General features: G+C 40.2%; 12 protein-coding genes and 1 pseudogene. 5 read left to right on the top strand and 8 right to left on the bottom strand.

Going from position 1 to position 9077, the window contains the following annotated elements:
- Window positions 1-235: 235 nt before the first annotated feature.
- Together V7K25_RS12150 and V7K25_RS12145 are read right to left on the bottom strand one after the other, a co-directional pair.
- Window positions 236-883, bottom strand: coding sequence for a pentapeptide repeat-containing protein (locus V7K25_RS12150; protein WP_335158194.1), 648 nt, complete (start codon window positions 881-883; stop codon window positions 236-238).
- Between the two features lie 204 nt (window positions 884-1087).
- Window positions 1088-1582, bottom strand: coding sequence for a hypothetical protein (locus tag V7K25_RS12145; RefSeq protein ID WP_335158192.1), 495 nt, complete (start codon window positions 1580-1582; stop codon window positions 1088-1090).
- Between the two features lie 662 nt (window positions 1583-2244).
- On the opposite strand from V7K25_RS12145, the gene aroF reads away from it, so the two are divergent.
- On the top strand, window positions 2245-3117 hold the full coding sequence (gene aroF, locus V7K25_RS12140) for a 3-deoxy-7-phosphoheptulonate synthase (protein WP_335158190.1): 873 nt from the start codon (window positions 2245-2247) through the stop codon (window positions 3115-3117).
- Between the two features lie 1543 nt (window positions 3118-4660).
- On the opposite strand, the gene V7K25_RS12135 is transcribed toward aroF, so the two are convergent.
- A complete protein-coding gene (locus tag V7K25_RS12135) occupies window positions 4661-4786 on the bottom strand; it encodes a hypothetical protein (RefSeq protein ID WP_335158188.1) in 126 nt (41 codons plus the stop codon).
- 28 nt (window positions 4787-4814) lie between these two features.
- Between V7K25_RS12135 and nifH the strand changes: the two genes are divergently transcribed.
- Window positions 4815-5705, top strand: coding sequence for a nitrogenase iron protein (nifH, locus tag V7K25_RS12130; protein ID WP_335158186.1), 891 nt, complete (start codon window positions 4815-4817; stop codon window positions 5703-5705).
- Between the two features lie 128 nt (window positions 5706-5833).
- On the opposite strand, the pseudogene V7K25_RS31600 reads toward nifH, so the two are convergent.
- Window positions 5834-5983, bottom strand: a pseudogene (locus V7K25_RS31600) (T3SS effector HopA1 family protein); the annotation flags it as partial.
- A 414-nt stretch (window positions 5984-6397) separates the two neighbouring features.
- Here V7K25_RS31600 and V7K25_RS12125 point away from each other — a divergent pair.
- The 3 genes from V7K25_RS12125 to V7K25_RS12115 all read left to right on the top strand — a co-directional run bounded on the left by V7K25_RS12125 (window position 6398) and on the right by V7K25_RS12115 (window position 7347).
- On the top strand, window positions 6398-6595 hold the full coding sequence (locus V7K25_RS12125; RefSeq protein WP_335158184.1) for a hypothetical protein: 198 nt from the start codon (window positions 6398-6400) through the stop codon (window positions 6593-6595).
- Window positions 6592-6900: a hypothetical protein gene (locus tag V7K25_RS12120; protein ID WP_335158182.1), complete on the top strand. Its 309-nt coding sequence runs from the start codon at window positions 6592-6594 to the stop codon at window positions 6898-6900. Before V7K25_RS12125 ends, V7K25_RS12120 begins: the two co-directional genes overlap by 4 nt.
- Window positions 6901-6978: 78 nt before the next feature.
- The gene (locus V7K25_RS12115; protein ID WP_335158180.1) at window positions 6979-7347 is read left to right on the top strand and encodes a hypothetical protein; all 369 of its coding nucleotides are present in this window, start codon (window positions 6979-6981) and stop codon (window positions 7345-7347) included.
- 207 nt (window positions 7348-7554) lie between these two features.
- Here the strand turns inward: V7K25_RS12115 and V7K25_RS12110 are convergent, their stop codons facing one another.
- The 4 genes from V7K25_RS12110 to V7K25_RS12095 form a co-directional block, all read right to left on the bottom strand.
- Window positions 7555-7989, bottom strand: a complete 435-nt coding sequence (locus V7K25_RS12110; protein ID WP_335158178.1) for a hypothetical protein — start codon at window positions 7987-7989, stop codon at window positions 7555-7557.
- Window positions 7990-8346: a hypothetical protein gene (locus V7K25_RS12105; protein WP_335158176.1), complete on the bottom strand. Its 357-nt coding sequence runs from the start codon at window positions 8344-8346 to the stop codon at window positions 7990-7992.
- Window positions 8347-8484: 138 nt separating this feature from the next.
- Window positions 8485-8664 carry a hypothetical protein gene (locus V7K25_RS12100; protein WP_335158174.1) on the bottom strand — a complete coding sequence of 60 codons (180 nt, stop codon included), beginning with the start codon at window positions 8662-8664 and terminating at the stop codon, window positions 8485-8487.
- Entirely contained in the window at window positions 8664-8915 is a 252-nt protein-coding gene (locus tag V7K25_RS12095) for a hypothetical protein (protein WP_335158172.1), read from the bottom strand. The genes V7K25_RS12100 and V7K25_RS12095 overlap by 1 nt, the downstream gene beginning before the upstream one ends.
- Window positions 8916-9077 lie beyond the last annotated feature (162 nt).

Raw genomic sequence — 9077 nt, 5'->3', positions numbered from 1 at the left:
TCTTCGGGGGTCATGCCTATGGTTTAAGTAAGTATTGTGTTCTCCCCATACTACACTCATGAATCAGTATTTCTGCAAAAATGGGATGCTCCCCAGTTGTAAATCAGTTGCTCAACTTCTATACTCATTTATTTTTGTGTTTTGGACAAGCATTAAAGTATATTCAAAAAGCGATATGTTTTAATGCTTGTTCATTTTAATAATTCATATACTATGTGTCATAGCACAGCCTCAGCTATTGAAAAATTGAACCATCAGGCATAATTGCCCCTGCTAAGTTAGTACCAACTAGTTTAACCAAAAGGCGCTCACCAGAGCGAATCCGCGCTCCCGTTAAGTCGGCTCCTCGTAAGTCGGCCCCACTAAGATCCGCTCCAATCAAATTAGCAGCGCGTAAATTTGCCTCCCTGAGATCCGCTAAAAGTAGGTTTGCCCGAAATAAATTTGCTTCAGATAAATTCGCCCCTCTGAGGTTGACTTTGTGCATAAAAGTATCGCTGAGATTAGCACCGCTCAAATTGGCATAACTCAGATTTCTGCCAGATAAGTCTTTATTGCTCAAATTTGCCCGACTGTAATCTTTGCCACTCAAGTCTGAGTTTTGCTTTGGTGGTTTCTGGATTGTTTGAGATGGTTTTTCCTGTTGAGGTGGCGGTGAGTGATGTGTGGTTTGATGTTTGGTTTTTAGAGAGCGCAACTTTTCACGAGCTTCATTTATAGCTTTCAGCTTGTCTTGTGCTTTTTGCTGTAAACGGAGATTGTCTTTGGGAATGCGATCGGGATGCCAAACAAAGACTAAATCTTTGTAAGCCTGGTTCACTTCTTCAAGTGTTGCTCCAGGCTCTAATTCCAAAATTCTATAGTAGTGCTCCAGATCGCTCATACGATATTTTGGTGGACAATCAACTTAATTATGAGTGATGGAGCCATTTATTCGCTGCATCATTTGTTATTGATCATTGGGAAAGAGAAGGCAGGAGGCAGAAGTTCTAAAATGTTTGAATTTTGTTAGCGCAGCGTTAGCGAGTCCGCGTTCGCGCAGCGTCTCGTAGAGAGCGTCATTTTGAATTTTGAATTGATTTCTCCCTTATCTCCCCATCTCCCCATTTCTCCATCGAGCGATCGCTCTTAAATATGCTGCAACTGGAATCTGATAAATTTCAATCACAATCCAAACAATAATTGATAAATGTGATAAGAAAGTTAATATCGTCCAAATATATGGCGTCCAGGTAATGGGTTCTTTGAGATTAGCAGGAAAATAGTAAGCTACTATGCCAATTAGAGTAGTGGGAAGAATTACAAAAACTGCTGCTGCTAGTCCATAACCCCAACCTAATTCCACGCCTTCCAACTGGGCTTCTGTCCAACTAAACCCATTCCAACGCCAAATTAAGGGTGGTTGTCTAGAAGGCATCTTGATTTGCTCTAGTTCTAAGTTGACTGTAAAAATCTCTTGACAAAAGTCACAAGCCATAGCTTCCATCATTGGCATGTGAGAAATCTTACCTATCCGACAGACTGGGCAGGGGTAAACTCCATAATAGTCGAAAGATTGGGCTAAGATTTTGGAACTGGGCATAATCAAACTGAATGATCCTAAGATAAACAAGCAGGGGGGCAGGGGGCAGGGGGCAAGGGGGAGATTCAAAATTCAAAATTCAAACATTTTAGACATTTGAAATGGGGATTTAAACCCCAACTGAAACTTGTCCTACATATAGATGTACGGGTCTTAAGTCCTTGAACTTACGATCAAAAATTACCTCTTTTCCCTCTGCTCCCTGCTCCCTTGTCTCTTATTCACTTCCCACATTTTTACTGAGTCTATCGCTTTTTTATGGTTTGTGGGGGTCTTGACACCGGTTAGTGTTCCTGTTAATGTTACTTTACATAAGCATATTTATTAAGTTTTCCAGCAAAATCCGCACAAATGCTTCACACAAATTCCTACTTTTATTTTTGGTTTAGGGTGGTTCACCGGGAGTGAATTGAGTTTCCTAACGGAAACTGCCCGGTGAACCGCAGAGCGAACTCTGCGGTTTTTGTTGTTTTAAGGAGAATTTCATCGTCATGACTTATTTGAATAGCTGGTTTTATGGCTTTTATTTTTGGCCCAGACTAAATTCCGGGTAAATAGCGTCATGTCGATGATTCAGAACGCGCCCGGAACTTTTCAAAGGTTCCGGGTTTTTTGTTATCGCAAAATAGTGCCCAATACTTAATTTTTAGGAGAACGAAACCATGATTAACGCCAAACTTGCCGCACAATCTCATCCAAACCACCAAACAATCGTTAAAATTTCAGAAAAAGTCGCTTTCGGGGGCGAAGAACTGGTAATTATCGGCGGCCCCTGCACTGTTGAAAGTTTAGAACAAATGGAGATAGTCGCCCAAAAGCTATCTACTGCATCCGTCCAAGGATTGCGTGGCGGTGTCTACAAACCTCGCACATCTCCCTATGCTTTCCAGGGTATGGGAGAAGAAGGATTGGAAATTTTGACAAGGGTGCGATCGCATTACAATATGCCAGTTGTCACCGAGGTTATGTCAATTTCTCAAATTGAAGTAGTCGCTGCCCACGCTGATATGCTTCAAGTTGGTAGCCGCAATATGCAAAACTTCGATTTGCTCAAAGCTTTGGGACAAGCTGGTAAACCAATACTGCTCAAACGTGGGTTAGCAGCGACAATTGAAGAATTCGTTATGGCTGCTGAATATATCCTCAGCCACGGGAATCCTAATGTGGTGTTGTGCGAAAGAGGTATTCGCAGTTTCGACGATTACACCCGTAACGTCCTAGATTTAGGGGCAGTGGCAGCACTCAAGCAAATAACTCACTTGCCTGTGATTGTAGATCCTTCCCATGCTGTTGGGAAACGAGAGTTAGTTGCACCTGTGGCTAGGGCTGCGATCGCTTGCGGTGCTGATGGATTAATTATTGAATGTCACCCAGAACCAGAAAAATCTGTTTCTGATGCCCGTCAAGCCCTTTCTTTAGAAGATATGGTGCATTTAGTTGATAGTTTAAAGCCTGTAGCTACAGCCGTTGGGCGCAGTATATCAGAAGCGATCGGGGCGGGTTCCAAACCTGCCCCGATTTTTTGTGCTGCTTAAATTTAGTTATTAGTCATTTGTCATTAGTCATTGGTACTAATGACTTTGATTTTTGCACAGCTTTTTATGAAAACGATAGCGGAGCGTTAACGAGTCTACGAGTGTTGCGATCGCGGGGGCATGTCGGAAAAAAAAGCGATGTTTTTGTAGCCGTGGGATGAGTCCAAATATTTATTTGGGCTGAAAGACAAACTGCAATGCCTATGACAATAAACTACGCCTTGGTAAAATAAACTCACATAAAATTTAACAACAATTTCTCTCCTAAAGGAGTATCCGCCAAAGCTATGCTTCGTCTCCCTTCCCCGCAAGCCTACGGTGTACACACAAATCTTGTCGCAGCCATATCTTTATTAATAAATCTCGCACTACGTTTCTATCCAGCCTCGGAACTTTAGTTCTGGGCGGGATGTCGGTAAGTGTGATAGTTTAACTATCGCTTGGGTTGGGTGCTTGGTGCGATCGCAAGAGTTATTCTACTTCATAACAAAATTTTTGATCGCAAAAATAAGAAAGATTGTTTTTGTTGTAAAACATTAGCTTTAAATACTTTTATAAAATACCAAAAGTATCTAATTGCACAAATTAGCTATGATAAATAATTTTACTAGATGGCAACCTATTAACGCGTAACTTATACCTACTAAAGATCAGAAAGATAGTCTTTTGACAAATAGATAAATAATTTGAGATTCGACAAATAAATTAGTGAGATGTATGTTATGGTTTTTATAGGAATCAAAAAATAAAAAGCACAAAAGACTTCAAGAAACTTTGAGGCAAGCTCAAGAAAGTTTTTTTGCTCTGGTAAGTCCACTTCACTTCGCTACATCTTTTTGTAACTAAAATCTAAAACTAGATTGAGTAAGATAGTAGCCTTTGTAAGAACTTGAAGTCAATCGAAATTTATCTGGGTATGAGCCAATAAGAGTTGGCTAACCTAGCTAGAAAATTACTCACAAAAGGCGATTACTCTTGGAGTCTGGGAAGAAAGACTCTTAGTACAGCCTGACAAATCAATAGAAATACAGAATATTTACGAACTTACTCTTGCGGAAGCAAACAATTTCAACCGCGAACTAAGTTGAAGCAGTTGCTGACTTTTGGAAGGAAAACTTCAAGCAATATGGTGTTGTTCCACAATTTTTAGGAATTTAACCATACTGTCAAAACTCACCAAGATATTATCTCAGCCAGAGTGTTACAGGTTGCCTGTGCAAGCATTATAGTATTGCACCAGTAGCTTTCACTTTTGGGCTGAAATTCATCCTGCTGCATCAATCACGAAACGAGAAGCGCTATAGAAGTTCTTAGGGACTTGATATCAGCAAAATCAGAGAAGTTGCAGTGACCATTTAGAGTGGATTGCAATTTGGTTGGTTGTGTGGTTCAGGGAATAAATCTGCGTTCATTTGAATTCCTGCTGCAACCACTCTTCAGGCTTGAGCAACCATTTGGGATTCTGTTACAAAAACTGACAATGCTGAAGTCAAACTTTTAAAGGCTTCGTTACTAGGAAATAGAGATTTCTCTATCCCTTAAGCTATCGCTTCGTGGGTAAATATGTTCTGATTTTAACTGCTTTTGTCAGGATGCGATGTCTAGCGACAACAGGCTCTACTTCCCTACGACACCAAGGGTCAACAACTACATCCAGCTTACCACCCATCAATTAAATCATTCTAGGAAACACAACCATGACTGACCCAAAAATTAGACAAATAGCTTTCTATGGTAAAGGCGGTATTGGTAAATCTACCACCTCTCAAAACACCCTAGCAGCAATGGCTGAAATGGGTCAACGCATTTTAATTGTTGGTTGCGATCCTAAAGCTGACTCTACCCGTTTGATGCTACACAGTAAAGCTCAAACAAGCGTTCTTCAATTAGCTGCTGAACGCGGCGCTGTAGAAGATATTGAACTCGAAGAAGTAATGCTGACCGGTTTCCGGGATGTACGTTGTGTGGAATCTGGTGGCCCTGAACCTGGTGTGGGTTGCGCTGGTCGTGGTATTATCACCGCTATCAACTTCTTAGAAGAAAACGGTGCTTACAAAGATGTTGATTTTGTAAGTTACGACGTTTTGGGAGACGTTGTGTGCGGTGGTTTTGCTATGCCTATCCGTGAAGGCAAGGCACAAGAAATCTACATCGTTACCTCCGGTGAAATGATGGCGATGTATGCAGCTAACAACATCGCTCGTGGTGTTCTCAAATATGCTCACACTGGCGGTGTGCGTTTGGGTGGTTTGATTTGTAACAGCCGTAACGTTGACCGGGAAATCGATCTTATCGAAACCTTGGCAAAACGTTTGAACACCCAAATGATTCACTACGTACCTCGTGACAACATTGTACAACACGCAGAATTGCGCCGGATGACTGTTAACGAGTACGCACCTGATAGCAATCAAAGTAACGAATATCGGACATTGGCTCAAAAGATAATTGACAACAAGAACCTTACTATCCCCACCCCTATCGAGATGGAAGAGTTAGAAGAGTTGTTGATTGAATTCGGTATCCTTGAAAGCGAGGAAAATGCTGCAATGCTGGTTGGCAAAACTGCTACTGAAGCACCTGTTTAAAGTATTGCTAAGTAATTAATGGTTTAGGGTGGGCTACTTGCCCACCCTTTTCCCACCTTATGAGTACCTTGAAGGTGGAGACTTCCGCAAACCGTTAAAAAAATTGACTTTGACAAAGAGTTTTACCCTTAACCCAAGTGTATTGGCTTATATATATCCTCAGAACTGGGATTAAGATAAGGACGCTGTAAATCTATTAGGTGTCGCGCAAAGTGTTCGTCAATTGTCCTCATCCGTTCTTCCATCGCATTTTTGCCTTTTTGCCAAGCTTCAAATAAAATCTTAGGTAATCGTTGACTATCAAGGCTTTTAACATCTGCCCCATAAAATGCTACTCATTTGCTACTCAAAAGCACCATTTTTACTCTGATTTTTACCGATCGCAACCAGCGATCGCGCTACTCAAATGCTACTCATTGGGAACGATATTATAGGCATTACAGCCTTCATGTGACAAAAACGGAATTATGCCCTGGCAGAGGCGGAAGGTAAAACCTTTGCATTTACCAGGGATCTCCATTATACGAAAAGGGAATTTTGAATAATGGCAGAAAAGAAGCAACCTGATTGTAGTTTTTATAAATCTGACAACTGTTCCATTGACATGCTTTCTAAAACTCCCTTCTGCGACAAATGCCCTAACAAACTAAGGGCTTTCAAACTTAGCTTGAGTGAAAGTTAATTGAAGAATTATGATGAATGACGCGGAAAAACAAAAATATGCCCTTCAGATCATGTCAGAAGCTTTCAAAAGATTTTTGAAAGAAAATATTGGCAATGTGGAGGACAAACCGATCATAGAAATTCTTGCTTGGTCTAGGGCAATGCTGGAATTAGAGCAAGAGTTTAGAGCCGCGTTACTAACCAAAGATGAAAATCTGGAATTATGACTAACTATTGCCGTAACTGCGCCCATGCAAGTGAGGATATAGTCGGGGGGTCGTGGGAACCTTTTTGTAGCTCCCCTCATACTGATTTTTTGGAAGGGCAATTTAACTCAGGCGTTAACTGGGCTGAACAATGTGATTTTTATGAAGGGCCACCAACCACGCATTATGTTTCTGGTGGTTGGAGGGGCGAAGCTTTTGTGATTGCCTTGTGTGGTGCTGAGATTAGTTTTGGTGAAGCTTCGTCGCTGATCACAAACTGTCCCAAGTGCCAAACGCAATTAAAGCACTTAGCAGGGTACAAGTGACGAAATGGAGATTATGCCCACAGTAAGAATAAAACAGGATCTGGGTACTTTAGGCTTGTACTGATTATTTTTACCAAAATGAAAAAAATATCGAGCCTAGCGCTTGTAGCCGTTTTATCGACAGCATGTACCCCTTTGATAAATTCAATCTCTTCAAGTGGTTCAGCCAATTATGAAGTTCAATGGGCTGGAACTACTGGAAGCAAGTTATTTGGAAGCTATGTTATAGCGTCTAAAAATCCAAGTACACCTTCAAAAGTAGAAAAAATCACAACAACACTACCTTATAAAGTTAATTTTTCTGCTTCAAAAAATGCCTTGATTTCAGCCGCAGGGGCAACTTTAAATCAAGGCACAGTAGAAATCAAAATTTTTAGGGATGGCTCAGAATGTGGAAAAGTAACCGTTATGGGAAGCGGGGCTATGGCTAATAAAACCTGTCAGTAATCAAGATTTAGTAACATCCTTCACGGGCTGAATCTGTAAAGGATTTACTTCAGGTGTTTGATGCTGTTGGTTTTGTAGTGACTCAATTTCTTGCAATAGTAATGCCATAGATTGAAATAATGAAGAAACCGTCGCAATTGTAATTTTCATGTTTACTCCTTATCGTTGTGTCGAATTAAATAAGCTTTAATTTCTGAAATTAGTATCTTATTCTTCTTTTTCTAGTTTACGCAAATCCTGGAACTGCCTGATTTTAAATCCTTGCATCTGCAAGAAGTTTTCAATATCCTTCATAGAAGTATAAAGGCGATTTGTACGATGTTCAAGGGTTTGGGTAACTTGAGCAATCAGCAAAGTTACAGTATCCTTTCGATTTATGTAGTCCTGAATGTGCAAATCAAGCTTGTGATCTAAATCTCTAATTTTTTCAGCATTATCAGCGTGTTCTTTCAAATCTTCTTTTATTTGGGTAATTGAAGCTGAAATATTATTCAAATTGCTAACAAGCTTTACTGCTAAAGTTCCCAGAACCGAAATACTTACCAAAATGCCAGTAAATATGCCAACAGATTCTAAACTGATTGTAATTGCTGGTGAAGACACCGAATTACTAACAGCGACTGTAGATTGTGTAGAATTCATTCAAGAATAAATATATTCTGTTACCTTAAGTTTAGTAGTTGCCAATAGTCCTGAACAAATGCCCACAATCGCATTCTGGCTAGCACTCTCATCAGTAAATTTTTCTCCCCCAGCAAGCAAGAAATCGTAAACTGTTGCAGAAACAGTTACACCATTGTTAGCAGCAGTCAAATCTGTTCCCAGAGGAACATACTTACAGTAGAGTGTTGAACTTCCAGCATTAATAATTAAAAAAGAAGGTCTACTTCCGTCCGTTTTTTCACTAAGAATAGTACTTTTTTGGGTAGAGGTAACAGTAATTTCAGTAGCAGGTAAAGCGTTTGTAGCTTGGCGCTTTATTTGTGAGGTGAAAAACATATCTATTTCTACAATCCAAACTAAATTATTTATTTCTTTTGAACTATACTTTTTAACTGCAATTCTCCGCTCATAAAAACATGCTGGGGACAAAAATTCCAAAATAGTAAATTCATTCTCAGGAAAAATTTTCTGAGGTTAATAAATTTCTACCTTATTATCGTTGGTAAAATTTGCTTGGCATACCCAACCCGATATAAAACTATGTGGTGCAGTACCAAGCAAACTATGTTTAAGTCGAAAAAGACTCCCTTGAATCGGTGCGGTGAATTGCCAAGTATCAGTTACTTGAATAGCAGTAATTGTCTGCCAAGACATTATGCAAATTCCAAATCAGCTTCCCCTATTTGCTCTAGTCGCTCGTCATACTCTCCCCCATAAAGATATTCTTCTAAATCTTTATCTGTCATGGGTTCAAGGACTCCAGATTCAGCACGAGCGCAAAATGCAAAACCATTTGGATCTTGTTGAGCTACTTGTCGCCAATGGGGAGGAATTGAAGTCTGTAAAGTCCAGTCAAACTCTGGATCACCAGGGAGAATAATTAATCTATTCTGGTAACAAAGCATAATTTACACCACGAATACTCCACCCTTTTTCAACAGCACCAGTAATAATGCTTTGCTTAGGTTGGATAGGGAGCATCCCATTTTTGCAAAGACATTAGATAGCAAGTTGACCATTGAGGTAGGCACAGCGAAGTTGTAGTATGGACGGCACATTGGCAGGAT

Source organism: Nostoc sp. (assembly GCF_036919495.1).
GTDB lineage: Bacteria > Cyanobacteriota > Cyanobacteriia > Cyanobacteriales > Nostocaceae > Nostoc.
The sequence above is the reverse complement of the archived record's forward strand: the minus strand, read 5'-3'. Positions and strand labels throughout refer to the sequence as shown.

Coding starts and splice junctions, on each gene's coding strand:
- V7K25_RS12145 (WP_335158192.1), bottom strand. CDS start 1,582: ATGCCCAGTTCCAAAATCTTAGCCCAATCTTTCGACTATTATGGAGTT.
- V7K25_RS12120 (WP_335158182.1), top strand. CDS start 6,592: ATGACTAACTATTGCCGTAACTGCGCCCATGCAAGTGAGGATATAGTC.
- V7K25_RS12135 (WP_335158188.1), bottom strand. CDS start 4,786: ATGGGTGGTAAGCTGGATGTAGTTGTTGACCCTTGGTGTCGTAGGGAA.
- V7K25_RS12100 (WP_335158174.1), bottom strand. CDS start 8,664: ATGTCTTGGCAGACAATTACTGCTATTCAAGTAACTGATACTTGGCAA.
- V7K25_RS12110 (WP_335158178.1), bottom strand. CDS start 7,989: ATGAATTCTACACAATCTACAGTCGCTGTTAGTAATTCGGTGTCTTCA.
- V7K25_RS12115 (WP_335158180.1), top strand. CDS start 6,979: ATGAAAAAAATATCGAGCCTAGCGCTTGTAGCCGTTTTATCGACAGCA.
- nifH (WP_335158186.1), top strand. CDS start 4,815: ATGACTGACCCAAAAATTAGACAAATAGCTTTCTATGGTAAAGGCGGT.
- V7K25_RS12095 (WP_335158172.1), bottom strand. CDS start 8,915: ATGCTTTGTTACCAGAATAGATTAATTATTCTCCCTGGTGATCCAGAG.
- V7K25_RS12150 (WP_335158194.1), bottom strand. CDS start 883: ATGAGCGATCTGGAGCACTACTATAGAATTTTGGAATTAGAGCCTGGA.
- V7K25_RS12105 (WP_335158176.1), bottom strand. CDS start 8,346: ATGTTTTTCACCTCACAAATAAAGCGCCAAGCTACAAACGCTTTACCT.
- V7K25_RS12125 (WP_335158184.1), top strand. CDS start 6,398: ATGATGAATGACGCGGAAAAACAAAAATATGCCCTTCAGATCATGTCA.
- aroF (WP_335158190.1), top strand. CDS start 2,245: ATGATTAACGCCAAACTTGCCGCACAATCTCATCCAAACCACCAAACA.